General features: G+C 69.6%; 27 protein-coding genes. 19 read left to right on the forward strand and 8 right to left on the reverse strand.

Annotation, left to right across the window (positions count from 1 at the left end):
- The first annotated feature begins 1 nt into the window (after position 1).
- From ACMX37_RS12270 to ACMX37_RS12300, 7 genes are all read left to right on the forward strand, one after another.
- Entirely contained in the window at positions 2-820 is an 819-nt protein-coding gene (locus tag ACMX37_RS12270) for a TIGR04290 family methyltransferase (protein WP_483146194.1), read from the forward strand.
- Positions 817-1,737: a beta-xylosidase gene (locus ACMX37_RS12275; RefSeq protein WP_483146195.1), complete on the forward strand. Its 921-nt coding sequence runs from the start codon at positions 817-819 to the stop codon at positions 1,735-1,737. The genes ACMX37_RS12270 and ACMX37_RS12275 overlap by 4 nt, the downstream gene beginning before the upstream one ends.
- Positions 1,738-1,763: 26 nt before the next feature.
- Entirely contained in the window at positions 1,764-2,873 is a 1,110-nt protein-coding gene (locus ACMX37_RS12280) for an inositol-3-phosphate synthase (RefSeq protein WP_483146196.1), read from the forward strand.
- 3 nt (positions 2,874-2,876) lie between these two features.
- Positions 2,877-3,833, forward strand: coding sequence for an MDR/zinc-dependent alcohol dehydrogenase-like family protein (locus ACMX37_RS12285; RefSeq protein ID WP_483146197.1), 957 nt, complete (start codon positions 2,877-2,879; stop codon positions 3,831-3,833).
- Positions 3,830-4,852 carry a Gfo/Idh/MocA family protein gene (locus ACMX37_RS12290; protein ID WP_483146198.1) on the forward strand — a complete coding sequence of 341 codons (1,023 nt, stop codon included), beginning with the start codon at positions 3,830-3,832 and terminating at the stop codon, positions 4,850-4,852. The genes ACMX37_RS12285 and ACMX37_RS12290 overlap by 4 nt, the downstream gene beginning before the upstream one ends.
- Before the next feature lie 85 nt (positions 4,853-4,937).
- Positions 4,938-5,627: a guanitoxin biosynthesis heme-dependent pre-guanitoxin N-hydroxylase GntA gene (gene gntA, locus ACMX37_RS12295; protein ID WP_483146199.1), complete on the forward strand. Its 690-nt coding sequence runs from the start codon at positions 4,938-4,940 to the stop codon at positions 5,625-5,627.
- Positions 5,627-6,211 (forward strand): DUF1989 domain-containing protein, encoded by a 585-nt coding sequence (locus ACMX37_RS12300; RefSeq protein ID WP_483148410.1) that lies wholly within the window; start codon positions 5,627-5,629, stop codon positions 6,209-6,211. The genes gntA and ACMX37_RS12300 overlap by 1 nt, the downstream gene beginning before the upstream one ends.
- A 43-nt stretch (positions 6,212-6,254) precedes the next feature.
- Here ACMX37_RS12300 and ACMX37_RS12305 read toward each other — a convergent pair whose 3' ends face one another.
- The 3 genes from ACMX37_RS12305 to ACMX37_RS12315 are packed head-to-tail and all read right to left on the reverse strand — an operon-like array spanning position 6,255 to position 8,152.
- On the reverse strand, positions 6,255-7,133 hold the full coding sequence (locus ACMX37_RS12305; RefSeq protein ID WP_483146200.1) for a DUF3618 domain-containing protein: 879 nt from the start codon (positions 7,131-7,133) through the stop codon (positions 6,255-6,257).
- Positions 7,134-7,580, reverse strand: a complete 447-nt coding sequence (locus ACMX37_RS12310) for a phage holin family protein (protein WP_483146201.1) — start codon at positions 7,578-7,580, stop codon at positions 7,134-7,136. It abuts the gene before it with no gap.
- A complete protein-coding gene (locus ACMX37_RS12315) occupies positions 7,577-8,152 on the reverse strand; it encodes a hypothetical protein (RefSeq protein ID WP_483146202.1) in 576 nt (191 codons plus the stop codon). Before ACMX37_RS12315 ends, ACMX37_RS12310 begins: the two co-directional genes overlap by 4 nt.
- A gap of 220 nt (positions 8,153-8,372) precedes the next feature.
- Here ACMX37_RS12315 and ACMX37_RS12320 point away from each other — a divergent pair, with 220 nt between their 5' ends.
- Together ACMX37_RS12320 and ACMX37_RS12325 are read left to right on the forward strand one after the other, a co-directional pair.
- On the forward strand, positions 8,373-8,765 hold the full coding sequence (locus ACMX37_RS12320; RefSeq protein WP_483146203.1) for a SpoIIAA family protein: 393 nt from the start codon (positions 8,373-8,375) through the stop codon (positions 8,763-8,765).
- Between the two features lie 38 nt (positions 8,766-8,803).
- A complete protein-coding gene (locus tag ACMX37_RS12325) occupies positions 8,804-9,961 on the forward strand; it encodes a L,D-transpeptidase family protein (RefSeq protein WP_483146204.1) in 1,158 nt (385 codons plus the stop codon).
- A 13-nt stretch (positions 9,962-9,974) separates the two neighbouring features.
- Here the strand turns inward: ACMX37_RS12325 and ACMX37_RS12330 are convergent, their stop codons facing one another.
- Positions 9,975-11,243, reverse strand: coding sequence for a helix-turn-helix transcriptional regulator (locus ACMX37_RS12330; RefSeq protein ID WP_483146205.1), 1,269 nt, complete (start codon positions 11,241-11,243; stop codon positions 9,975-9,977).
- A gap of 77 nt (positions 11,244-11,320) precedes the next feature.
- On the opposite strand from ACMX37_RS12330, the gene ACMX37_RS12335 reads away from it, so the two are divergent.
- From ACMX37_RS12335 to ACMX37_RS12370, 8 genes are all read left to right on the forward strand, one after another.
- Complete coding sequence (locus tag ACMX37_RS12335) at positions 11,321-11,992, forward strand: hypothetical protein (protein WP_483146206.1); 672 nt, start codon at positions 11,321-11,323, stop codon at positions 11,990-11,992.
- Between the two features lie 41 nt (positions 11,993-12,033).
- A complete protein-coding gene (locus ACMX37_RS12340; RefSeq protein WP_483146207.1) occupies positions 12,034-12,714 on the forward strand; it encodes a hypothetical protein in 681 nt (226 codons plus the stop codon).
- Positions 12,711-13,505, forward strand: coding sequence for a CPBP family intramembrane glutamic endopeptidase (locus ACMX37_RS12345; RefSeq protein WP_483146208.1), 795 nt, complete (start codon positions 12,711-12,713; stop codon positions 13,503-13,505). The genes ACMX37_RS12340 and ACMX37_RS12345 overlap by 4 nt, the downstream gene beginning before the upstream one ends.
- 116 nt (positions 13,506-13,621) lie before the next feature.
- A complete protein-coding gene (locus tag ACMX37_RS12350; protein ID WP_483146209.1) occupies positions 13,622-14,416 on the forward strand; it encodes a hypothetical protein in 795 nt (264 codons plus the stop codon).
- A 148-nt stretch (positions 14,417-14,564) separates the two neighbouring features.
- Complete coding sequence (locus tag ACMX37_RS12355) at positions 14,565-16,607, forward strand: M13 family metallopeptidase (protein WP_483146210.1); 2,043 nt, start codon at positions 14,565-14,567, stop codon at positions 16,605-16,607.
- 45 nt (positions 16,608-16,652) lie between these two features.
- A complete protein-coding gene (locus ACMX37_RS12360) occupies positions 16,653-17,549 on the forward strand; it encodes a CPBP family intramembrane glutamic endopeptidase (protein WP_483146211.1) in 897 nt (298 codons plus the stop codon).
- Between the two features lie 11 nt (positions 17,550-17,560).
- Positions 17,561-18,127 carry a lysozyme inhibitor LprI family protein gene (locus ACMX37_RS12365; protein WP_483146212.1) on the forward strand — a complete coding sequence of 189 codons (567 nt, stop codon included), beginning with the start codon at positions 17,561-17,563 and terminating at the stop codon, positions 18,125-18,127.
- A gap of 166 nt (positions 18,128-18,293) precedes the next feature.
- Entirely contained in the window at positions 18,294-19,286 is a 993-nt protein-coding gene (locus ACMX37_RS12370; RefSeq protein ID WP_483146213.1) for an SDR family oxidoreductase, read from the forward strand.
- A gap of 309 nt (positions 19,287-19,595) precedes the next feature.
- Here the strand turns inward: ACMX37_RS12370 and ACMX37_RS12375 are convergent, their stop codons facing one another.
- A complete protein-coding gene (locus ACMX37_RS12375) occupies positions 19,596-20,483 on the reverse strand; it encodes a hypothetical protein (RefSeq protein ID WP_483146214.1) in 888 nt (295 codons plus the stop codon).
- A gap of 98 nt (positions 20,484-20,581) precedes the next feature.
- The gene (locus ACMX37_RS12380) at positions 20,582-21,841 is read right to left on the reverse strand and encodes a S8 family serine peptidase (RefSeq protein ID WP_483146215.1); all 1,260 of its coding nucleotides are present in this window, start codon (positions 21,839-21,841) and stop codon (positions 20,582-20,584) included.
- 108 nt (positions 21,842-21,949) lie between these two features.
- On the opposite strand from ACMX37_RS12380, the gene ACMX37_RS12385 reads away from it, so the two are divergent.
- Together ACMX37_RS12385 and ACMX37_RS12390 are read left to right on the forward strand one after the other, a co-directional pair.
- The gene (locus ACMX37_RS12385) at positions 21,950-22,414 is read left to right on the forward strand and encodes an RNA polymerase sigma factor (RefSeq protein WP_483146216.1); all 465 of its coding nucleotides are present in this window, start codon (positions 21,950-21,952) and stop codon (positions 22,412-22,414) included.
- Positions 22,411-23,127, forward strand: coding sequence for an anti-sigma factor family protein (locus tag ACMX37_RS12390; protein WP_483146217.1), 717 nt, complete (start codon positions 22,411-22,413; stop codon positions 23,125-23,127). Before ACMX37_RS12385 ends, ACMX37_RS12390 begins: the two co-directional genes overlap by 4 nt.
- Before the next feature lie 78 nt (positions 23,128-23,205).
- Here the strand turns inward: ACMX37_RS12390 and ACMX37_RS12395 are convergent, their stop codons facing one another.
- Both ACMX37_RS12395 and ACMX37_RS12400 read right to left on the reverse strand, forming a co-directional pair.
- A complete protein-coding gene (locus ACMX37_RS12395; RefSeq protein WP_483146218.1) occupies positions 23,206-23,550 on the reverse strand; it encodes a hypothetical protein in 345 nt (114 codons plus the stop codon).
- A 118-nt stretch (positions 23,551-23,668) separates the two neighbouring features.
- Entirely contained in the window at positions 23,669-24,775 is a 1,107-nt protein-coding gene (locus tag ACMX37_RS12400) for an AI-2E family transporter (RefSeq protein ID WP_483146219.1), read from the reverse strand.
- Between the last annotated feature and the right edge of the window lie 42 nt (positions 24,776-24,817).

The raw sequence follows: 24,817 nt of genomic DNA on the forward strand, positions 1-24,817 counted from the left end.
GATGGCCGATGCCCCCCGCCCCGCCCTGCGCGACCGCTCCGCCGAAAGCCTGCGCGCGCGTGTCGAGGCGCTGGCGCCGTGGTTCCACAACATCGACCTCGGCAACGGGATCACGACCGCGCCCGACCATTTCCTCGGCGATTACCCCGCCTTCAAGTATCGCCGCTTCGCCGACGCCCTGCCCGCCGACCTGACCGGCAAATCGGTGCTCGACATCGGCTGCAACGCCGGTTTCCACGCGATCGCGATGGCCCGGCGGGGCGCGGCGCGGGTGCTCGGGATCGACAGCGACCCGCGCTACCTCGAACAGGCGCGGCTGGCGTCGGACACGCTGGGATTCCCGCAGATCGAGTTCGCGCGAGGCGATGTCTACGACGTCGCTTCGCTCGGCGAGACCTTTGATCTCGTGATCTTCATGGGCGTGCTCTATCACCTGCGCCACCCGCTGCTCGCGCTCGATCTGATCCGCGAGCACGTTGCGGGCGACATGCTGCTGTTCCAGACGATGCAGCAGGGCAGCGCCGCCGTATTCGATCCGCCCGCCGACCACCCCTTCCACAAGCCCGGTACCTTCGATCCCCCCGCCTATTTCGACGAGCCGGGCTATCCGAAGATGCACTTCATCGAGCACGAATTCGCGGGCGACTGGTCGAACTGGTGGGCCCCCAATGCCGCCTGCTCGCAGGCGATGCTGCGCGCGGCGGGCTTTGTCGTCGAGGCGCAGATCGAGGCCGAGACCTACCTCTGCCGCATCGCCCCCGTGCCCTTTGCGGACCTCGGCGCCGGAGCAGCCTATCCGGCAAAAGGGGCACGCGCATGATCGAGGCGGCGATGATCTGGAACGAGCCCAACAACAAGTCGCACTGGAACCCCGAGCTCGACCCCGACTGGGCGATCTATGCCGACACGGTGATCCGCGCCGGCCGCGCGATCGCGGCGGTCAATCCGGAGGTGACGCGGGTGCTCGGCGGGATGTCGCCGATCGACCCGCACTGGGTCCAGAAAATGCGCGGCCACGGCGCTCTGGACGAAGTCGACGTGGTCGCCGTCCACGGCTTCCCGCTCGACTGGAACCTGTGGCCGATCCACGCCTGGCCCGAAAAGATCGCCGAGATCGAGGCGGTCGTGCCCGACAAGCCGGTGTGGGCGACCGAAGTCGGCGTCGGCAGCTTCGGCGCGGACGAGGTGCAGGTCTTCGGCCTCGACCGCACCGCGGAACTGCTGATCGGGCGGGTTCCGAATGTCTACTGGTATTCGCTGTTCGACCTGCCGCAGGCATGGGGAGCGGAGACGCGGCACCGCGAGGCGGAAGGATCGAGCTACTACCGCCACTTCCACATGGGCCTGATCCGCGCCGACGGGAGCCCCAAGCCGGCGCTCGAGCACTACGCCCGCGTCGCGGACCGCATGGGGCTGATGCAGTGGTTCCATTTCGAGGACCCGCGCCTCGACGATGCCGTGCGGATCATGAAGGACCTCGGCGTGCGCAAACTGCGCACCGGCCTCAGCTGGGCCGACCGCTTCCGCCCCGGCGCGCTCGACTGGTTCGACCGGCAGATGGAGGCGCTCGCCCCCTTCGAGGTGATGGTCACCTACTGCTTCACCCCCGAACACCTCGGCGTCGAGGCGCACCACACCTCCTGCGCGCGCGACCCGCAGGCCTTCGCCGATTTCTGCACCGAGATGACCGAGCGCTACGCGCCCGCCCGCCCGGTGCGCCAGTCCGCCCGCGCGTGACGCGCGCGCCAACCCAGGAGACCGACATGCTGCCCCCCCCGAGCGGCACGATCAACGTCGCCCTTGTCGGCGTCGGCAACTGCGCCAGTTCGCTGGTCCAAGGCATCGCCCATTACCGCGGCGGCGCGAACGACACGTCCGGGCTGATGCACCGCCGGATCGGCGGCTACCAACCCGGCGACATCCGCATCTGCGCCGCCTGGGACATCGACCGGCGCAAGGTCGGGCGCGACGTCGCCGAGGCGATCTTCGCCCGGCCCAACTGCACCGCGCGCTTCTGCGAGACTGTCGAGCCGACCGGCGCCAAGGTGCGCATGGGCCGCAAGCTCGACGGCATCGCCCCGCACATGCACGACTATCCGGAGGATCGCACCTTCCTGCCCTCGGACGCCCCCGAGCCCGACCGCGAGGCCGTGGTCGCGGCCCTGCGCGATACGGGCGCGGACGTGATGATGAACTACCTGCCCGTCGGATCGCAGGCCGCGAGCGAGTTCTACGCCGGCTGCGCGCTGGAGGCCGGGGTCGCCTTCGTCAACGCCATCCCGGTGTTCATCGCCAGCGATCCCGACTGGGCCGAGCGGTTCCGCGCGGCCGGCGTCCCGATCATCGGCGACGACATCAAGGCCCAGCTCGGTGCGACCATCGTCCACCGGGTGCTCACCGACCTGTTCAGGAAGCGCGGGGTGGAGCTGAAACGCACCTACCAGCTGAACACCGGGGGCAACACCGACTTCCTCAACATGCTCGAACGCAAGCGCCTCGCGGCCAAGAAGGTCTCCAAGACCGAAGCCGTGCAATCGGTCGCCGCCGCGCGGCTTGCCGACGAGAACATCCATGTCGGCCCCTCCGACTACGTCGCGTGGCAGAACGACAACAAGGTATGTTTCCTGAGGATGGAGGGCGAGATGTTCGGGGGCGTGCCGATGAACCTCGAGCTGCGCCTGTCGGTCGAGGATTCGCCCAATTCGGCGGGCGTGGCGATCGACATGATCCGCTGCGCCAAGCTCGCCAGCGACCGGGGCCTTGCCGGCCCGATCCACCCGGCCGCGGCGTGGTTCTGCAAGCACCCGCCTCGCCAAATACCCGACGACGAGGCCTGGGCCGTGCTTGAAGCCTTCATCGCGGCGGCGGCCTGAGCGATGCGCGCTGCCGTTCTGACAGGCCCGGGCGCAGTGGCGATCGCCGAGGTGCCCCTGCCCGAACCCGGCCCCGGCGAGGTGCGCGTGCGGCTCGAGGGCTGCGGCGTGTGCGCCTCCAACCTCACCCCCTGGGCGGGCCCCGAATGGATGCGCTACCCCACCCCGCCCGGCGATCTCGGCCACGAGGGCTGGGGACGGATCGAGGCGACCGGGCCCGGGGTCGATGGCCTCGCGGCGGGCGACCGGGTCGCCGCGCTCTCCTATCGCTCCTATGCCGAGGCCGATTGCGTTCCGGCGGCCATGGTGGCCAGGCTGCCGCCGGAGCTCGACGGCCAACCCTTCCCCGGCGAGGCGCTGGGCTGCGCCTTCAACATCTTCCGCCGTAGCGACATCGCACCCGGCCAGAGGGTCGCGATCATCGGCATCGGTTTCCTCGGCGCGGTGCTGACCCGGCTCGCCAGCGAAGCCGGGGCCGAGGTCATCGCCATCTCGCGCCGCGAGGAATCGCTCGCGCTGGCCCGCCACTACGGCGCGTCCCACACCATCGCGATGGACGATCACCGGCGGATCATCGACGCCGTGGCGGAAATCACCGGCGAGGCGCTGTGTGAGCGGGTGATCGAATGCGTCGGCAAGCAATGGCCGCTCGACCTTGCCGGAGAGCTGGTCGGCTTCGGCGGGCGGCTGGTGATCGCGGGGTACCATCAGGACGGCCCCCGGCAGGTCGACATGCAGGGCTGGAACTGGAAGGGCATCGACGTGATCAACGCCCACGAGCGCGACCCGCAGGTGCAGCTGCGGGGCCTCAGCGAAGCAGTGGCGGCGGTCGCCAGCGGGCGGCTCGACCCCGCGCCGCTCTACACCCACCGCTACCCGCTCGCGCAGCTCGGCGAGGCGCTCGATGCGACGCGCGACAAGCCGCAGGGCTTCGTCAAGGCGCTGATCGACCTCGCATGACCAGCCCGCGGATCGGCTTCCTCGGCACCGGCTGGATCGGCCGCCACCGCCTCGGCGCCATCGCCGCGACCGGCGCGGTCGAGATCGTGGCAATCGTCGATCCCGACGAGGCCTGCGCCCGCGAGGCGCAGGCGCTGGCGCCGGGCGCGGCGATCCTGACATGCTACGAGAGCCTGCTCGACGCCGGGCTCGAAGGGGTGGTGATCGCGACCCCGAGCGCACTCCACGCCGGCCAGGCCATCGCGGCGCTGGAGCGCGGCATGGCGGTGTTCTGCCAGAAGCCGCTCGGCCGCGACGCCGCCGAGACGCGCCGGGTGGTCGAGGCGGCACAGGCAGCCGACCGCCTGCTCGCGGTCGATTTCTCCTACCGCACGACCGCCGCCGCGACGGCCCTTGCCGAACTGGTGCAATCGGGCGCGCTCGGAGAGATCTTCGCGGCCGATCTGGTGTTCCACAACGCCTATGGCCCCGACAAGGCGTGGTTCTACGATCCCGCCGCGGCGGGCGGCGGCTGCGTGATGGATCTCGGCGTGCACCTCGTCGACCTTGCCCTGTGGCTGACCGGGTTTCCTGCCGTGGAGAACGTCACCGCGCGCCTTTTCGCAGGCGGGCGCCCGCTGGACGAGAATCCCGAGGCGGTCGAGGATTACGCCGTCGCAAGCTTTGCGCTCGCCGGCGGCGCGGCGGTGCGGCTGGCGCAGTCGTGGCGCCTGCATGCGGGCGAGGACGCGCGGATCGAGGCAAGCTTCTATGGCACACACGGCGGCGCGAGCCTGCGCAATGTCGGCGGCAGCTTCTACGATTTCGAGCTGCTCCATCACCGCGGCACCGCCACGGAAAGGCTGATCGCCCCGCCCGACGACTGGGGCGGGCGCGCCGCCGCGGCCTGGGCGGAGCGGCTCGCCGGGAATGCGGCCTTCGATCCGGAGGCCCTGCGCTTCATCGACACGGCACAGCTCGTCGACCGCATCTATGCGGCAGGCGGGCGCACAGCCGCCGCGGATTGCCCGCCGGCCTAACCTGGGCGGGTTCGCGTCCGGGATGCACCGTTACCCTGCTTGCGTGAATATCCGGACCAGACATATCGTCCCCCCGGGCCACGCAATGCCCCCCGCTCCCGCCCCCGCCATGCGCGAATGGCTCGAGGCCGGGCTGATCGACCTGATCGAACAGCCCGATTTCCCCTGTGTCGGCGCCAAGTCCGCCCTCGCGCAGGGGGGACTTGCGGTGGAGGCCGCCCTCTCGATCGCCAGCCGCGCCGACGACCTGCGCATCCACGACCGGATCGCGCGGTGGAGCGGGGAGCCTGACGGCGAGGAGGGAACCTTCCGCAGCCTCGCCGTGGTCTTCGCCGGACCGCGCGGGCTGGACGAGGAGGCCTTCGAGGCAGCCCTTTGGGACAGGCTCTCCGCGCTCACCGCCATCGACCGCGCGCGCGGCTTTGTCCCGGCGCCGGGCTACAGCGACGATCCGCGCGATCCTTCCTTCGCACTCAGCTTCGGCGGGAGGGCGTATTTTGCGGTCGGGCTCCACCCGCAGGCCTCGCGTGCCGCCCGCCGCGCACCGTCGCCGACGATCGTCTTCAACCTGCACGACCAGTTCAGCGCGCTGCGCGAGGCCGAACGCTACGAGCGGATGCGGGAGGTCATCCTCGCCCGCGACGCGGCGCTCGACGGCGAGCCCAACCCCATGCTCGCCCGTCACGGCGAGACAAGCGAGGCGCGGCAGTACAGCGGGCGCATGGTCGGCGAGGACTGGGTCTGCCCCTTCGCCCCGGGCGGGCGGGGATCGTGATCGAGCGGATCGCGCCGCGCAGCGGGATTGCCGTGCGCCTGCCGCGGGGGGCGGAACTCACCGTGATCGACCCGGAAGGCGGCCAGGTCAGCGACATGCTGGCCGTGTCGGCCGACGATCCGCGCGAGATGCTCTCCAACGGACGCACCTTCGATTACGAGGAAAGCCTGCGGCTCACCACCGGCGCGCGGCTGTGGTCGAACCGCTCGCGGGTGATGTTGACGATCATCGAGGACACCGCCCCGCACCACGATTTCCTGCTGACGCCCTGCTCCGAGGACACCTTCCGCCACTTCTATCCCGACAAGCCGGTGCATCGCGGCTGCTTCGGCAATCTTGCCGAGGCGCTCGCGCCCTTCGGGGTCAAGCCGGACAGCATTCCGGCGGCGTTCAACATTTTCATGAACGTGACCATCGCGCCGGACGGCAGGCTGGCGGTGCTCCCGCCGCAGACGAAGCCCGGCGATCTCGTCCGCTTCCGGGCGGAGATGGATCTGGTCGTGGGTCTCACCGCCTGTTCGGCCTATGCCTCGAACGGGGGCACCTTCAAGCCGATCGATTTTGCGGTGATGCGGGTGCTCTAGGCCGAAGGCGGCGGCGCGGGCTCCCGCGCCGCCGCCCTTCGCGTCAGGCCTGCTCGCCGAAGCGCGGCGGACGGTCGCTGCCGCCTTCCCCGTCGGTCTCGCCGACGCCGAGCCGGTGGTCGACCTCGTCCAGCATGTCGTCCTTGCGATGACGCACCTCCTCGCCCGCCTGCCGCGCGCGCGAGCCTGCGGCATCGAGCGCCTGTTCGCCGAGCCCGCCGACATAGTCCTCCTCGGTCCGGGTCGCGGGCAGGGCCGATCCGGCGACCGCGCCGACGAAGGCCGCCGCCAGGCCGCCCAGGAGCGGGTTGTCGAAATAGAAGCCGCGTGCATCGTCCATCGCCTGACGGGTGCGATCGCGCGATTGCCCGGCAAAGGCGCGTGCACCCTCGCTCATGCGCTCCCGGCGCTGGCGGAGCCCGTCGGTCGCCTCGTCGAGCCGGCGGCGGAAGGCGCTCTCGTCCTCGTCGTGGCCCTGTTCGAGCATGAAGTAGCTCGCCCGGCTGTGATCGCGGCGGCGGCGATAGCTCTGCTCGTCCTCCCCCGGCTGGGGTTCGCAGCGCGCCATGTGCTCGACATAGCTGCGGTGCTCGGGGTGCCAGTGGTCGCCCTGGGCGTCGTTTCCGGCGCCGTTCCGTCCCATCGGCAGCTTCATCGCCGAGGGCCTGGCGTCGGCATCGCTCACGAGCCACAGTCCGCCGATGGCGATCATGCCGAGCGCCAGCGGATTGCGCCGCGCGGCGTCGATCAGGTAGCGCCCGTCGACCCCGTTATCGCCGGCCTTGTCGAGCAGGGCGTCCATGATGTTGCGCGGGGTCAGCTCGCCTTCGATCTGGCGGGCGGTGCGGCTCATCTCCGCCTGGGTCGCGCGGATCTCGCGCTCGATCTCTTCGGGGCTGCGCTGGTCTTGTGTCTGGGCCATTTATCGTCCTCCGGATTGGGGAATGTCGCCGGTCACGGCGGCAGGGGTATCGGCGAGGGTGTCGATGCTGCGGTCGGGCCTGATGTTGGCCGCGCCCACCTTCTTGCGCGCGCCGGCATACATGATCAGCGCGATCACCAGCGTCACGACACCGACGAGCGTTGTGCCGAGCGGGACATCGTCGAGCGCATCGCCAACGTAATAGGCAATGCCCATCAGCAGCACGCCGAGCCCGGCGATGCCGACCACCGCGGCACCCACCATCGCGCCGACGGCGACCTTGATGTCGTTCGTCGCCTCGCGGATCTCGGCCTGCATCAGGCTCACCTGCTCGCGGGCGAGATGCGCGCCCTGCTGGGTCAGGCGGCCGACCAGATCGACGATGTTGTGGTCACCGCCCGCAGGCGGCGCGGCGCCGCGGGCGGGAGTGCGGGGAACATCGTTCATCGTGTCGTCCCCCCGAAATCGGCGCCGGCGCCGCCATAGGCCGGGGCATAGCCGCCGGCCTCGGTCGGCCTGATGTTCTCGTCGGCGGGCCAGTCCTGCGCGGTGCGGAAATCGCTGCCGTTCCCGCCGCCGTACCGGTCGCCGCCGCGCTCGTGGCGCTTCTTGTCGACGCCCGCACGCAGCACGCGGGCCGCAGCGAAGCCGGCCGCCGCGGAGGCTGCGAGGAAGGTGCCGGGGTTGCGCCGCGCGAACTCAGCGACCTCGTCACCCAGTTCGTCGATGTTGCGGCCATCAACATGGGAGGCGAGGCTCTCGATCCGGCGAGCGGCCTGCTGGAGGGCGGAGGCCATCCATTCCGGCGCCTCGGGATTGTCGCGCAGGTCTCGTGCGGCGGTGTCGAGCGCCGAGGACGCGGAGCCGGCGACCTGTGCCGCCTGCCCCTTGCGGCTTTCTGCTTCCTGCTTCGCGCGCGCGCCGAGGCTGTCCTTGAGGTGGCCGGCATCCTGCCGGAGCTCGTCGGCAACCTCGGACTGCGAGCCTTGGGGGGAGGGAGTGCGGCCGTCGGGCGTCATCGTGAATCTCCTTCTTGTGGGTGGCGGTGAGTGTAGCGAAGCGGGCGTCCGGGGCTGCCCGCTTATCGCCCAGACGAAAGGCCGATGCGCCGAACGACCGCGCGTTAACTCAGATCAATAGATTGATTATGCTGGATTTCATCTGGCAGGACCGGCCGGCGCGCCCGCCTGATCGAGGTTGGCCGCCTGGATTAGGGACGGTGTCTGCAAGGCGGCGACAATGGGCGCCATGTCAGATCCCGCCGCACCAGCCGCTTCGCCCGATCCGCCGCATTGCCTGATCTTCGCCTTCGACCACCGGCTCGACCATGCGCAGGTCGTCGCGATGGCGGAGCTGGTCGACCACGCCATCGCGCAAGGCGGCGAGCTGCGCCTGCTGCTCGACCTGCGCCAGACCGAGAGTTTCGCGCCGGGCGCCTTCTTGTCGCCCAAGGGGCTGCTCTCCAGCCTCCGCTCGATCGGTCCGGTCAGCCGCTACGCGGTGGTCGGGGCTCCTGCCGTCGCGGCGGCGGCAGTCGACGGCTTCGGCAAGCTGCTCCCGCTCGAATCCCGCGCCTTCCCGGCTGACGCATACGATGCGGCCCATCGCTGGGTGACGGGCGAGCGCGCCTGAACCTCACGCCACACGTCCAGACCACGCAAGGAACGCCCATGCGCACCATCATGTTCTGCGCCCCCCTGCTTTTCGCCCTCGCCGCCTGCGAGGCGGGCCAGCCGGACGCCCCCGCCACGCCTGCACCGACCGGAACGTCCGCCGAAGCCGGAGCGGACGCGATGGCCTCGCGCGATCCCGCTCCGGGCGAAGCCGCCCCGGACGGACCGCCCGACAGCGAGGATCGCCCGATCATGCAGGCGCAGGTGGTGCTCGAACGGCTCGGCTTCGGCCCCGGCGTCATCGACGGCAAGGAAGGCCAGTCCTTCGCCAATGCGATCGAGGGCTTACAGGAATCGCGCGACCTGCCGGTGACGGGCGAGCTCGACGCGGCGACGCGGGAGGCGCTCTCGCAGTGGGACAACATTCCCGCAACCCGTGTGGTCACCATCCCGGCGTCATGGGGCGATGTCCGCTTCGCTCCCGTCCCCGATGACATGGCCGCGCAGGCGCAGATGACGCGCATCGGCTACGAGAGCATGGCCGAAAAGCTCGCCGAGCGGTTCCACACGACCCCCGAGGTGCTGGCGCAGCTGAACCCCGGCGGGCGCCCCGCCGGCGCGCAGGGCAACCCCTCGCCGTCCGCGTCGCCGGGTCAGGGTCCCGCCGCCCTGCCGCAGTTCACGCCCGGCCAGCAGCTGCGCGTCCCCAATGTCGGCGCCGATGCGATCGATGCCGCTGCGGTCGACAACAAGGACTGGCTCGAAACGCTGCGCTCGCTCGGGGTGGGCACCGACCAGCCCGAGGTGGCGCGCATCCTCGTCGACGAATCCGAAGGCTGGCTCAAGGCCTATGATGCGGATGACCGGCTGGTGGCGATGTTCACCGTGACCACCGGTTCGCGGCACGATCCGCTGCCGATCGGGGATTGGGAGGTGAAGGGCGTCGCCTACAACCCGCCCTTCTCCTTCGATCCGACGCTGTTCTGGGACGTGCCCGACAGCGCGGAGAAGCAGCAGCTTCCCCCGGGGCCGAACGGGCCGGTCGGGGTGGTGTGGATCGACCTTTCGAAGGAGCACTACGGCATCCACGGCACCCCCGCCCCCGAGGCGATCGGCCGGACCCAGAGCCACGGCTGCGTGCGGCTGACGAACTGGGACGCGGCGCGGCTGGCCGAGATGGTGAGCGGCAGCACCAGGGTGGTGTTCCGCAAGTGAGGCTGCGCGCGGCCTAGCCGGCCGACGCCCGCCGTTCGCCGCCGGACTGGCGCAGATGGCCGGGCGTGTCGCCGAACCACCCGCGGAACGAACGACCGAAGCTCGACATGTCACTGAAGCCGAGCGCCTGCGCGACATCGGCCAGCGGGACCGAGGGATCGCCGATCAGGACAATGGCGCGGGCCTTGCGCTCCTCCTCGACAAGCTTGTGGAAGCTCGTCCCGTGGCGCGCCAGCATCCGCACGATGGTGCGGGTCGACATGCCGAGGTGCGCCGCAGCCTGCTTGAGCCGCGGCACGCGGTTCAGCTCGTCGAGTTGCGCGACGATGAAGGCGCGCAGCGGATCGACGGCTTCGGCGCCGAGCACCTCCTTCTCCAGAGCCGCGGTCTTGGCGCAGGCCACGTCCCAGACCAGCGGATCGAAATGCGGGTTCGCCTGGCCCAGCCACGCGTGCGGGAAACGCAGGGTTTCGGCGTCCCCCGTCGGCGCGATCGGGCAGCCGAAGGCCGCCAGTGCGCCCTGCGCTCCGGGATGATCGTGCCAGCGGGTGGCGATCGACATGCCGTCCAGCCGGTCGCCGCGGTAGGCGACCACCGAACGCTGGAGCAGCGTGAGCGCACTGAGCGCGAAGGCCGGGAACAGCTCCCCCATCGGCCATGCAGGGCGCAGGGCGATGACGAAGTCGGCCCCCTGCTCCTTCATGTCCACCACGACCCACAGATTGCGCGCCGCGAGGCCCTGCGCGACCATGCGGATCGAGCTGCCGAGATCGGGGCCGTGCAGGACCGCCAGTTCGCCGGCGAGGCTGAGCGCCGGCCGCGGCCGCGTCAGCATGGCCTCGACGAGGGCGAAGACATCGGCATTGTCGACGATGTTGCCCATGATGCGGATGTCGTCGGCGCGCGAGATCATCGGGGGCAAGGGGCCCTTCCCGCGCGCCAGCGAGGTACCCGCACGCAGCCAGTCGGGCCAGCCCAGCCATTCGCCGAGATGCAGCAGGGTCGCCGTCGGAACGCGGGTTGCCGCGCGCGGCCCCATCATCGCGATGGCGAATTCGGCAGCGTCGCGCGCAGTGCCGCCCGGGTCGCCGGGTTGCCCCGCCGACGGCTGCAAGGATGTCCTGTCGACCGGCCGCACGATGATGATCCCGCCCCACGCTACGGATGCTGCGAAACTATGCAGAAACCGCCGCACGAGCAAGCGGATACGCCAGCCGAGCGAGAAATCGTGGCGCGATTTGTCCAGCCGGTGGCCACGAATGACAATGGATTGCAGGGCCATTCCTGCCCACTATGGGCACGCAAACTTGAGGACCGGGCCTCGCATGGCCGGTGCCGCTGAAGGGGGACAGAACGGGCATGGACAATTTCGCGAAGATCGCCGCGTCGGGGATGATGATGGTGCTGGTGGCCGGTTGCGGCGGCGGGGCGCCGACGGGCTCCGAAACGCCCGCGCCCACGGAATTCGAATGGCCCGCCAGCCTCACCGTCGTCGGCGACGGCTATCCCGGCCCCGGCGCGCCGTGCCGCCGGATCGGCGAATCCGCCGCGACGGTCGATTTCCTCGACGACAGCGCCGCGCTGGTCGGCTGCCCCTCGGCGGACGAAGCGGCCAAGCTCGGCGGCAAGGTGCTTGCCACGATCGACGGCGTGACGCTCGTCTCGATCCCGGACGACCGCGCCGCGATGCCTGGCGAGGGCGACGGTCAGGGAGATGCCAAGGTCGCCGGGACCGATTACAACGCCACCGCGCAGGTCCCCTGCGCCGGATACAAGGGCGCGGCGGCCGGCATGTGCGATGCCGGGGTGATCCGCACGTCCGAGGGCATCACGGTCGAGGTCGCGCTGGGCGACGGGACCAAGCGCGCGATCTTCTTCAATCCCGACGGCAGCTTCCTGAGCTTCAGCACCGCCGAGGCCGACGGCACCGCGGCGATGGCGATCAGTTCGCAGAAGAAGGGCGACATCACGGTCGCGAAGCTCGGCAAGGAAACCTACGAGATCCCGGACGCCTTCGTGACCGGCGGCTGACGCCTCTCGCCTGACGCGACACCGGCTCGGGGGATCGGCCGATGGATTTCATGAAGCTTCTGAAGTCGCTCGAGGAGCTGCTTTACGAAGTGATGGTAATGCTGGTGTTCTTCCCGCGCACCCTCTACCTCACCTTCCGCCATCCGCAGCGGATGATGGACTATGCCGATACCGAACTCGGCGATGTGCAGTCGGACCAGTATAACGACACGCTGAGCCCGCCGCTGTTCCTGATGATGTGCCTGGGGCTCAACCATCTGGTCGAGCTGGCCCTGCGCACCTCGGACCTGTCGGCTCTCCCGCATTTCCTGCACGATCCCCAGAACCTGCTGATCTTCCGGGTGTTCATCTTCAGCCTGCTGCCGCTGGTCCTGTCGCTGCGCCTGATGGCAAAGCTCGGCATCGCGCTCGACCGCGAGACCCTGCGCCCGGTGTTCTACAGCCAGTGCTTCGTGACTGCGCCCATCGCCCTGATGATCGGCATGGCGACGCTGCTGTGGCAGGTCGGCGATGCGAACGCGGGGCTGGTCGCCCATACGATCTTCTGGGGCGGCCTCGTCTGGTACCTGTCGCAGCAGGTCCTGTGGTTCCGCACAAAGCTCGGCTGCGGCTACGGCGTGGCGCTGGCCAACGCCCTGGGCGGGATTTTCGCCGCCTTCGTGCTGGTCCTTCTGGCGGGGATGGTGCTCGGCTTCATCTCTGCTGCCGAGAAGGCGCCATGATGCCGCCTGCAGGGCGGTTTGCGCTTGCCGCAGGCATCGTCGCGGTCTGGGCGGCGATCACCATGGTGGTGCCCACGCTGCTGCTCGACGGGACGACCACCCTGCAGGAGCTGATCACGAGGAACCTCGCCTGGGGCGTCGCCGGGGCGGCGACGTTCCTGCTGGTGGCGGTGCGGCTCGCGGGCTGGCGCGACATGGGCTTTCGCGCGCCCTCGCCGCCGGGCTGGTGGAAGCTGCTGTGGCTCCCGGCACTCTATCTGGCGGGCCTCGCGACGCTGGGGCTTGCCACCGGCACGCATGACGCGGTCGCGGTGACGATGGTGCTGATCAACACGGCGATGGTCGGTTTCAGCGAGGAGCTGGCGTTCCGCGGCGTGCTGTGGGGCGGCGCGCGCAGGGCATTCGCGTTCTGGCCCGCCTTCCTGCTGGTCTCGGCGACCTTCGGTTCGGTCCATGTCTTCAACGCCGTGCTGACCGGCGAGCTGGCAGCGGCCGGGGTGCAGGCGCTCAACGCCTTCATGAGCGGCGCCGCCTATCTCGCGATCCGCATCCGCACCCGCTCGATCATCCCGATCATGGCGATCCACGCCTTGTGGGACTTCGTCGTGTTCCTGGTCGGCAGCGGCGCGACCGGCCCCGCGCCCGAACCCGCTTCGGTACTCCAGCAACTGACCTTCGGGCTGGTGCTGACCGGTCCGCTGTTCCTTTACGGCCTCTGGCTGGTGCGCAACGAAACCGTCCGCGCGGGCTGGCGCGACGACGGGCTCAAGGCCCGCGGGACTTTGGGCTGAAGGCCGCAGCATGGCGCAAAACGCCCATCATGTGGCCCGATTTGTCCAATGCCCCGGGCAGGGGAATGTGTCACGTTCCTGATCGGAACGAAGGTGTGTACGAGGGGGATAAGCTGATGAAACTTGCAGGCAGGATGTTCGGACTGCTGGCCACGGCGGCGATGGTTGCCGCCCCGGTCGCGGCGGTCGCCAAGACGCCGCCGTCGGTGCGCGATCTGGTCGGCGCGCGCGGCTCGAGCGGCAATGACCAGCTCGAATATCGCGGCTTCCACCTGATCTCGGGCCACGCCGATCACGACAGCAAGATCAACTACTGGTGGAACGGCAACACCAAGGAATGCATCAAGGTCGTCACCTACGACGGCAATTTCCAGTCGATCGACCAGACCACCAATGCCGACTGCAACCAGAAGGGCGGCAGCGGCGACAAGGCCGCGGCGGTCGCGGTCGGCGCGGCGGCGCTGCTCGGGATCGCGGCGCTCGCCAGCAAGTCGCACCACCGCGGCGACACGGACTACGACGAGCGCGGCATGTCCGAGTTCGAACGCGGCCACCGCGACGGGCTCTATGGGCAGGCCTATCACAACTACAACCGCTCGGATTCCTATTCGTCGGGCTATGACAGCGGCGTGCGCGAACGCTCGAACCAGACGAGCTACCGCGGCGGCTACAACTACGGCGGCGGCTACAGCGGCTATGCCGAATTCAACGACCTGCAGGGGCAGGACCGCAAATACGCCGTCAGCCAGCTGCAGAGCCGCGGCTTCGTGATGCGCGACAACAAGATCGCCGGCGACACGCGCTACATGACCTTCTGGCGCGAGGCATCGCGCCAGTGCATCGTCACGAACTCGAGCGGCGGCACGATCTATTCGATCGAGAGCGTCTCGCCCCGCACCTGCCGGGACTGACACGGCCGTTCGTCCATCAGGGCTCGAAGTCTCGCGCAGAGGCGCAAGGCACGAGGCGGCTGACCGGGACCGAGGCAAACCCGGTCAGCCGCAGCCTCCTTCGCTCCGGCCGCCGCTTCGCGCGCGCCACCCGCAAAGGAGAGGGATGATGCGGAGCTTGCTTGTTTGCGCCAGCACGATCGCGCTGCTGGCCCTGCCCGGCCCGGCGCTCGTCGCGCAGTCGGAAACCGCATCGCAAAACGGCGAGCGGAGCCTCGATGCGGCGTCCCTGTCGGCGACGATCCGCCCCGGCGACGATTTCTACCGCTACGTCAACGAAGGCTGGCTGAAGACCGCAAGGCCGCCGGAGGGCGTGCCCTTCATCGATGCCTCGGTCGAGGTCTATCTCGCCACCGAGCAGCGCGTCGCCGCGATCATCGCGGCATCGCGCGAGGCGGGCGGCGAGCCGGGCAGCCCCGAGCAGATGATCGGCGACTTCCACCGCTCGCACGCCGACATGGAACGCCGCAACGCGCTGGGCCTGTCCCCGATTGCCAGCACGCTGGCGATCATCGGCGGCACCTCCGACCGGGCCGACCTTGCCCGGATCATGGCCTATCCCTGGATGGACGGCATCGTCGCCGGGGGCGTTCTGTCCGATGTCGACAACCCGGGCCGGTATGTCGCGGCAGTCGGCGTGGCCGGCCTGACGATGCCCTCGCGCGACTATTACCTCGCCGATCAGGAGCCCTATGCAGGGCACCGCAAGGCGCTGCTCGCCTACATCGCGGACAGCTTCCGCCGCGCCGGGATCGACCGTCCCGATGCCCGGGCCGAGCGGGTGATGGCGCTGGAAACGGCGATCGCCCAGCGCCAGTGGTCGCTCGCCCAGACCCGCGACGTGGTGCGGATGAACAGCGTCATGTCCCCCGACCAGCTCAAGGCCTTCGCGCCGGGGTTCGCATGGGACGCTTTCCTGGCCGAGCAGGGCATCGCCGGCCAGCCGCGCATCAAGGTGCTCACCGACACCGCCATCCGCGATGTCGCGCAGCTCTTCGCCGCAACGCCCGTCGAGGACTGGCAGTCCTTCCTGATGTTCAAGACCCTCGATTACTGGGCGAAGTCGCTGTCCGCGCCGTGGGTCGAGGCCCACTTCGCCTTCCACGGCAAGCAGCTCCAGGGCACGCCCGCACGCAGGCCGGCCGCGTTCGAGAGCATCGCCGCCGTCAATGCCGCGCTGGGCGAGGAAATCGGGCGGATCTACGTCGCCCGGCATTTCGGCGCCGCCGACCGGGCGATGGTCGAGGACATGGTCGGCTACCTGCGCGCCACCTATGCCGAGCGGATCGCGAAGCTCGACTGGATGGATGCGCCGACCCGTGCCGAGGCGCTGCGCAAGCTGGAACGGATCACCACGCAGATCGGCTTTCCGACCCGCTGGCATGACCGGTCGGGCGTGCGGATCGGGCCCGACGACCTCGTCGGCAACGAGTCACGCCTCCAGCGGTGGTCGCACGACGACAGCCTCAGGAAGCTGGAGGAAGGCGCGCGTCCATGGGAGTTCCCCTATGCGCCGCAGGAGATCAACGCCGGCTATTCGCCTTCGAGCAACACGATCAGCTTTCCGGCAGGCATCCTCCAGCCGCCGTTCTTCGATCCCGGGGCCGATCCGGCCGTCAATTTCGGCGCGATCGCGGCGGTGATCGGGCACGAGATCGGCCATGCCTTCGACGATCAGGGCAGCCGGCAGGACGGTGACGGCCGCCTGCGCAACTGGTGGACCGATGCCAGCCGCGCCGAGTTCGAGAAGCGCACCGCAGGGCTGATCGAGCAGTATGACGGCTACGAGCCCCTGCCCGGGCTGAAGCTCAACGGCCGCCAGAACCTCGGCGAGAACATCGGCGATCTCGGCGGGCTCGCCGTCGCCCATGCGGCCTATCGCCGTTACGTCGCGGAGAGGATGGGGGGCAAGGCACCGGTGATCGGGGGCCTTACCGGCGACCAGCGTTTCTTCCTGTCGTGGGGCAGGCTGTGGCGCAATGTCATGGTCGAGGCCGAGACCCGCCGCCGCGTGGTCTCGGACGTCCACTCGCCCGGCGAGTTCCGGGTCAACGGCGTCGTGCGCAATGTCGATGCCTGGTACGAGGCCTTCGGGGTGAAACCGAGCGACAAGCTCTACCTGCCGCCCGAAAAGCGCGTGCGGATCTGGTGAGGGCCCCACCGGCAATCATCGACCAATGACAAGGGGGATCATGTCATGACCGAACACGCCGAACCGGCGCCGCTGTGGCTGCGCATCCTGCAATTCCCGCCGATCAGGCTGTTCCTGCTCGGCTACCCGCTGTTCTACTGCCTCGGATTCAGCAATGCCTTCCTCGACCTGACCAGGGGCGTCGATCTGGCGGCGGCTTTCGCCGTGGCCGGCATGGTCGCGCTGGCGATGTGGATCTATGTCGGTTTCGGTCGGTTCATCGAGCGCCGCGAGGTCAGCGATCTGTCCCTGAGCCCGGGCCTCAAGGAGCTGGGGATCGGCATGGTGGTGGGGGCCGGGCTCTACACTCTCGGCGTGCTGGTGCTGATCGTGCTCGGCTACGGGAGGATCGAGGGCATGAACCCGGTGGTGGTCATGATCCCCGCGCTCTACCAGGCCTGCAGCGCGGGCTTCCTCGAGGAACTGCTGTTCCGCGGCGCGCTCTACCGGATCGTCGAGGAATGGCTCGGCAGCTGGATTTCGGTGGCGGTGTCATCGGTGGTGTTCGGCTTCGTGCACCTGATGAACCCGGACGCGACGCTGACCGGCGCGATCTTCATCAGCATCGAGGCCGGCCTGTTGCTGGCGGCAGCCTACATGCTGACCCGGAGGCTGTGGCTGGGCATCGGCTTCCACATCGCCTGGAACTACACCCAGTCGGCGGTGTTCGGCGGGGTGGTCTCGGGCAGCATCGCGCAACCCGGCCTGTTCAAGACGGTGTTCACCGGCCCCGATCTGATGACCGGCGGCGGCTTCGGGCTCGAAGCGAGCCTCGTTCCCTGCATCATCGCGACGAGCGCCGGGGCCTACCTCGCTTACAAGGCCGTGCAGCGCGGCCATGTGGTGCTGCCCTTCTGGAGCCGCGCCAGGGACGTGCCCGCACTGCGTCCGGCGAGCGCCTGAGGATGCGGGGGGTGGCGGCAGTGATGGCGGCGGCCAGCCTCGCCCTGCTGGCCCCTGCCCCGGCCATTGCGCAGGCGCCGCCCGTGCCTCCTCCGGCCGAACAGCACACCGCCGATTGCCGCGCGCCCGTCTTCGCGACCGATCAGCTGGTGTGCGCCGATCCGGCCCTGCGGGCGCTCGACAGCGAGGTGGCCGTCCTGCTGGCCGAGGCGGGGCCGCCTGCCGCCTCGCGCTGGATCGAGGCGCAGGACAAGTGGTTCCTGCGCCGCAGCCGCTGCGCCTTTGCCGCCGATCACCGCGCCTGTGCCGAGGCGGCGTATCGCGAGCGGCTCGCTCTGCTGCGCCCGCTCGATCCGGCCCTCGCCCGGCAGCCGGTACGCTGCGAGGATAGCGGGATCGCGGCGATTGCACTCGCGCCGGACAGGATCGTTCTGGTCGATCCGCAGGGCAAGGTGGCGGGCGCGGCGACGGTGAGCGCGGGGCGGAGCAACTGGCAATCCCACCTCGTCTTCACGCGCCGCCCGAACGCCTTCGCGATCCGCACCGCCGCGGGCGATGCGCAGCGTTGCCGGCGCTGAGGCCCGCGCAAACCGCCCTCGCCGCCCTGCGACAGGTGCCCGTCCGATCCCGGGCACGACCGACCGCGCGGCCTGCCCCAGGTTAAGGCGTGAGGGGGCCGCCTGCCTGTCTCCTGTGCGAAGAACGCAACCGCGCCCCGCCGCGCACCTTGCCCCAGGAGCTCCCATGAAACTCAAGCCCATCGACCAGCAGACCATCGTCATCACCGGCGGTTCGTCCGGAATCGGCCTCGCGACCGCGCGCATGGCGGCCAAGCGCGGTGCCAACGTGGTCATCATCGCCCGCAAGGAGGACGGCCTGAAGGCCGCCGCCGACCGCATCCGCGCCGAAGGCGGGCGCTGCGACACGATCAGCGCCGATGTCGGCAACCGCGAGGAGGTGAAGGCCGCCGTCGCCGAGGTGATCGAACGCCACGGCGGCTTCGACACCTGGGTCAGCAATGCGGGCGTCGGCGTCTATGCCAAGCTCGAGGAGCTCTCGGACGAGGACCACCACCAGCTGTTCGACACCAATTACTGGGGCGTCGTCCACTGCGCCACCGAGGCCCTGCCGCATCTGAAGAAGAACGGCGGCGCGCTGATCACCACCGGGTCGATATCCTCGCAGATGCCCGCGCCGGTGCTGTCGTCTTACACCGCCAGCAAATATGCGGTGAAGGGCTATATCGATTCCCTGCGGCTGGAGCTGATCCACGAAAAGGCGCCGGTTTCGGTGACGCTGATCCAGCCCTCGGGCATCAACACGCCTTTCGGAGAACACGCGCTCAACACGATGGATGACCGTTCCAAGGTGCCGCCGCCGGTCTATTCGCCCGACATCGTCGCCAAGGCCATCTGCCGCGCCGCCGAACATCCCACGCGCGACATGATCATCGGCGGCTCGGGCCGGGCGATGACCCTGCTGGCCACGCTGTTTCCCAACCTGTCCGATCAGCTCTTCGCCTATTCCTTTTACAAGACCGCGCTCGACAAGGACCGGCCCAAGCGGCCCGAGGAGGGCGGCGGCTTTCACAGGGGCGGCGGCGAGGGCCAGATCTACGGCGAACAGTCAATGCGCCGCACCAGCCTATACACCATGATGCGCAGCCGCCCGCTGGCCTCGCTGGCGGGTGTCGCGATCGCCGCCGGGGTCGCTGGCCTCGCGTTGCGCCAGCGTTGAGGGGGGAACGCGCGGGGCACCTCGCAGGCCTCGCGCATTTTCCTACTGGCGGCGCGCGCTATGGGGCAGGACGGCTCTTTCGCATCGTCCGCCCCTTCCGCGCACGCGCCCCCGGCGGTGAAAACGCAAAACACAGTGTCAACTTCGGTTTTGCCGATCATCCGTCTGAATTCGTGATAGAATTCCTGTAGGAATGCGAAGTTTACACTGTCAACTTTGTAAACTTCGCGCCAAAAGGCGGCTGCTTCCGCAGCCGCCTTCCGAGGCTCGAACCCGGCACCGTCACCAGAGCCGGCGATGGCTTTCCGGTCAGTGCGGCGCACCGTCCTGCGCAGGCGCGGCATCGGCAGCACGGCCCTGGCCGCTTGCCTGCGCCTCGCCGGCGATCAGCGCGCCACCGGAGGCGCTGAACATGCCCGCCGGCAGGGCCCGCGTCACCTTGCCCTGCTTGACGACCACCTGCTCCACCTCGCCGCGGCCGTTGGCGATCACCTCGCGCACCTTGCCGAGCGAGGCGCCCTCGGGCGTCATCACCGGCATCCCGCGCGAGACCTCGACGGTGCCCTCGCCGGCGGCAGCGGCGCTCCCGGCGGCCGCGAGGAGCGGGTTCGCCAGCGAGGCATTGCCCGAAGCCGAGCCGCTGCCCTGACCGCCCGCCCCGGCCGGCAACGCCGCCTGCGAAGCGAGGCCCTTGGCCTTTTGCACCGTCTGCCCCGCGGCGCCCTTGGCAGTGCCGGCGGCGTTGGCGGCGAGGCTCTTCGCCTGACCTGCCACCGGCGCGAGTGTGCCGGTCACCGCGTCGGTGCCGATCAGCTGCGCATTGGCGCTGCCCTGCCCCCTCCCCGAACCGCTGCCGCTCGCCTGCGCCATGCTGCCTACCGGGGGCACGACGAGATCGGCGAGGCTCGCGGTCGAGCCGGCGATCGAGCCCTCGGCGCTGCGCTCAGCCCGGACTGTCCCCTTGCGCGCATCGACCGACTGGCTGCCGCGGGTCGAACCCCGGCCGCTCACGGTGCTGTCGACCGTGCCGCGCACGGTGGTGGTGGTGCGCTCGATGGTGCCGCCCAGCGTGCCGCCGACGGTCCCTCCGAGCCCCCCGCCGAGGCCGCTTCCCAGCCCGCCGCCGCCGAGCAGCTGGGCCTGGGCCAGGCCGGGGACAAGCGCGAAGGCGCTGGCGATCAGAACGATAGTCTTCATGTCCGTATCCTTTCCTCATTTGCAGCGAGGCTCTTGTCGCTCGCACATGAAGGAAACGGACGGGGCGCGGGGTTTAATCCAACGCCGGGCGGGGCGCGCTACTTCCGCCTGCCGCAGCTCTCGCACAGCACGCCGCGGCCGTAGACCTCGTCCGGGCCCTTCTTGCCGAGGTCGCGGGCCTCGCGATCAAGCGTGCTTCTCCAGTCGCCCCCCTGCGCCACTGCGGCGGCAACCCGCACGGCTGCCAGGGGTGCGGCGAAGCTCGTGCCGCGGTAGACCTTGCCGGCCCCTTTCGCGCTCAGGGCATGGACCTCTGCTCCGGGCGCGGCATAGTCGAGATGGTGCGCCTTTCCGGCCTCGATCAGCGCGCGGCCCTTGCGGTCGACCCCGGTGATCGCCAGCACGCCGGCATAGGAGGCCGGATAGGCAGGCGGGGCGGCAGGACCGTCGTTGCCGACCGCCGCGACCACCACCACGCCTTTCGCCTGCGCCGCCCTGACCGCACGCTCGACGATCCCGTTGCGGGGGCCGACGAGGCTGATCGTCACCACCTTGCAGCCGCTCGCGGTCAGCCATCCGAGCGCCTTCGCGATGGCGAGCGCATTGCCGCCCGCAGGGTCGGTGCCATAGACATCGGCGACGAATGGGCGCGCGGCGCCGTGCCTTTCGAGCAGGCTCGCGACCGCACTGCCGTGATCGGACGGGTGCGGCGCGCCGGTTGCAAAGCCCTTCAGCGCCGCGACCGTCACGCCCTTCCCGCTCCCGCCGTCGATCATGCCGACCTTCACGCCGACCGGCGCAGCGGAAGCAGCCGCGGCGGCGACCGGAAGGGAGGCAGGCCGTGACGATGCGCCTGCCTCGAAGTGGAGGGAGTCCGCGTCCAGAGCCACACCCGGGGCAAGCTCTGCGGCACGCGCCTGCGTCTCGGCAAGGCTCAGGCCACGGGGAACCGCAAGGCGCACGACCGAGAAGCCGAGCCCCTCCAGCTCCTCGCGCGCCAGCACCCGGAAGCCCGCCGCCTCCAGCTTCCGAAGGTCGGCCTCGGCCAACCCGCTCGCCAGCAACTCGCCGCGCCGGGCGAGATTGCCGGCCGCATCGCGCTCGATCGCCTGCGGGTTCGCGCGCAGCAGCCGGTCGAGCGCACGGTCCCGGAGCCGCAGGAGCTGCCGCGCCTCGCGCCCGGTCAGTTCGGTTGCAGTGTCGAGGGTTCGATCCAGTCGGTCCGTCACCTCGCCGAGCACCCCTCCCACAGGCGGGACGCCGACCGGCACGCCGGGCACCGCAAGCTGTGCCGACGCCGGAGCCGTCAGCAGCGCGGCACAGCCGATCATCATGCGAAGGCGGGTAATGTGTCGCATCCTTGTCTCGATCCTCCATATCGCCTTAAGCATGGATGAAACGGACGAGGCCATCCGTTTCATCCTCAAGAAAGGCACGGAACGCTGTCACAGAGCTTCGAGAACCAGGTGCTCGCCCTGCTGCCGCGCTTGCGGCGGTTCGCGATCGGGCTTGCCGGGTCTCGGGCCGATGGCGACGATCTGTGCCAGATGACCATCGAGCGCGCCCTCGCCCGCCGCAGCCAGTGGCAGGAGGGGACGCGGCTCGACAGCTGGATGTACCGGATCATGCGCAACATCTTCATCGACGAGGGCCGGGCCACCACCCGTCGCCGCGAGACCTTCGTGGACGAGGACGCGGGTCTTTCGGTGGGCGGAGAAGGCGCGCAGGAAGCTGCGGTGGAACTGTCGATGGTCGACCGCGCGATGGCCCGCCTGCCCGACGACCAGCGCGAGGCGGTGCTGCTGGTGATGGTCGAGGGCTGGTCATACAAGGAAGCGGCCGAAATCGTCGGCTGCCCCGTCGGCACGCTCAATTCGCGGCTGGTGCGCGGGCGCGACGCGCTGATGGCGATGCTGGAGGACGGGCAATGAGCGTGACCGAGGAGATGCTGGCGGCCTATGCCGATGGCGAGCTCGATGCTGCCGGCATGGCCGAGGTCGAAGCTGCCATGGCCGCAGACCCGGCGCTCGCGCGCAAGATCGAAAACCACCGCGCACTCAAGGCAAGGCTCGCCGCGCATTACGCGCCCCTCGCGGAGCAGCCGGTGCCGGCGCATCTGGCGGCGCTCCTGACCGGGACAGGCGATACGGCGCCCGCCGGGGAGCCGCAGGTGGCCAGCCTTGCCGCCGAACGCCGCAAGCGAGGGCTCCCGCCCGCCGTCCGGCGCTGGGCGCCTTTCGCCGGTCCCGCGCTCGCCGCCTCGCTGATCCTCGCGCTGTGGCAGCCGTGGCAGAGCCCCGCGCAGGAGGGCTACGCTGGCGGTGAGCTCGCGGCGGTGCTCGACACCCAGCTGGCCGCCACGCAAGCCTCCGACGCGCCGACCCGCATCCTTCTGAGCTTCGAACGCGAGGGCGGGAACCTGTGCCGCGCCTACCGCTCCGGGGAGACGGGCGGGATCGCCTGTCGCGACGGGGCCGGATGGAAGATCGAACGCCAGTTCGCACTCGGTGACTCACCGGCGACCGAGTTCCGCCAGGCCGGCAGCGAGGCCGACCTGCTCGCCGCGGCGCAGGACATGGCCGCAGGCGGCGCGCTCGATGCAGCAGGTGAAGAGGCGGCTCGCCGGAGGGGCTGGCAGCCCTGATCGAGGACTCACGGAAAAGGGGCCGGCAGTTCTGCCGACCCCTCCCCGGTGCCTCGTTGTCGATTGTGATGCGGCGGATCAGTCCACCGTCACGGTGCCCATGCGATAGCCGCGCTTGGCCATCGCCTCGACATAGTCCTTGCGCTCCTTGCGCAGTTCGCGGCCGTATTCCTCCCACGCATCGCGCAGGTCCTCGATGTCGCTGGCACGGCGCAGGTCGGCGCTCAGTTCCTTCTGCGCCTCGGTGATGTCGATGCGGTAGTCGAACCACAGGCTGTTCTGGATGCCGGCGATGGGGCTGGTGATGATCCGGCGCTCCTCCTCGCGGGCAAGGCGTTCCTCGTAGAGGTCGCCGACGGCGGCGTGGCCGGCGGCCGCCAGCATGCCGAGCGCGATGACGGGTGTGGCGATTGCAAGCTTCATTGCGTGTCTCCTTTCCTGGACCTTCCGCCCCGGGCGGGACGGTCGAACAGGAAACGAGCGAGGCGCGCGGTTTAATTCACCGGGCCGGCACGCGTGTCCGGGGCCAAGTCCGAAAAGCTCAGTCGCGCTGATCAAATCTCTCGAGATCCTCCAGATCGTCGCAATCGGTGAGGAACAGTGCGACGGGCTTGAAGCGTTCGAAATGGATCATGACGGCGGTCACCAGAACGGTCAGGGGAACCGCCAGAAAGGCTCCGGCAACACCCCACAGGAGCGTCCAGAAGACGAGTGCCAGGAGCACCGCCAGCGGCGAGATCGCGAGGCGGCGACCCGTGATCCTGGGATCGACGAAGTTGCCGATCACCTGCTCGATCACCAGCAGCCCCGCGCCGACCGCGAGCGCGGTTCCCGGATCGCGGGTGACAAAAACATAGATGGTCGGCAAGGTTCCCGAGATGAGCGATCCCACCGTGGGGATGAAGTTCAGGAGAACCGTGAGCAGGCCCCAGAGCAGGACGTATTCCACCCCGAACACCAGCAGCAACCCGGCGTAGAGAAGCCCGGTCAGCACGCCCAGCAGCAGGCGGGTGATGAAATAGGCGCGGAACTTGGTTCCCACCGACCGTGCGATCGCGCGCCAGACCTGCCCCTTGCCCCGCCCGCTCGAGATCGAACGGATCTTCGCCTTGATGCTGGGCGCTTCGGTGAGCATCAGGAGCATCAGGAACAGGATAAGGACGATGCCGCCCAGCGTGCTGGCCGTGAGGTCGAGAATCGTCAGCGCGCTGGACGCCAGTTGCCCGCCGATTTCCATCCCCTCCTCCCTCGGGCCGGAGCCGGCACCCAGAGGGCCGGGCAAGGCAAACGGCAGATCTTCGAGCCGCGCGCCGAGTTGCGGGCCGATGTCGCGGGCCAGACGGTAGATGCTGCGCGCGGCGAACCCCACCCCGGTGAAAAAGGCGACGAGGATCGCGAGGACCAGGAGAGTTCCCGCCAAGGGCCCGAGCCAGCGCACCGGTCGAGGAACCCTGTTGCTGATCGCGGCAACGAGTGGCCAGACGCCCAAAGCCAGCAGCAGCGCTGTCACGGCTGGCATCAGGACAGGATAGGCTTCGCGCAGCAGCCAGAAGAGGGCGGCGGCTGCGATCACCAGCAGCAGATGGCGGCGGAGCGAGGATGCTTTCGCACCCTGGCGCAGGTCGTCTCCGGGCGGGCTGCTTCGCATGGCATGCCTTAGGCGTCTGCACGCCGGAATGTTCCGCCTCTC

The sequence above is a fragment of the Porphyrobacter sp. THAI-01a genome (genome assembly GCF_056868655.1).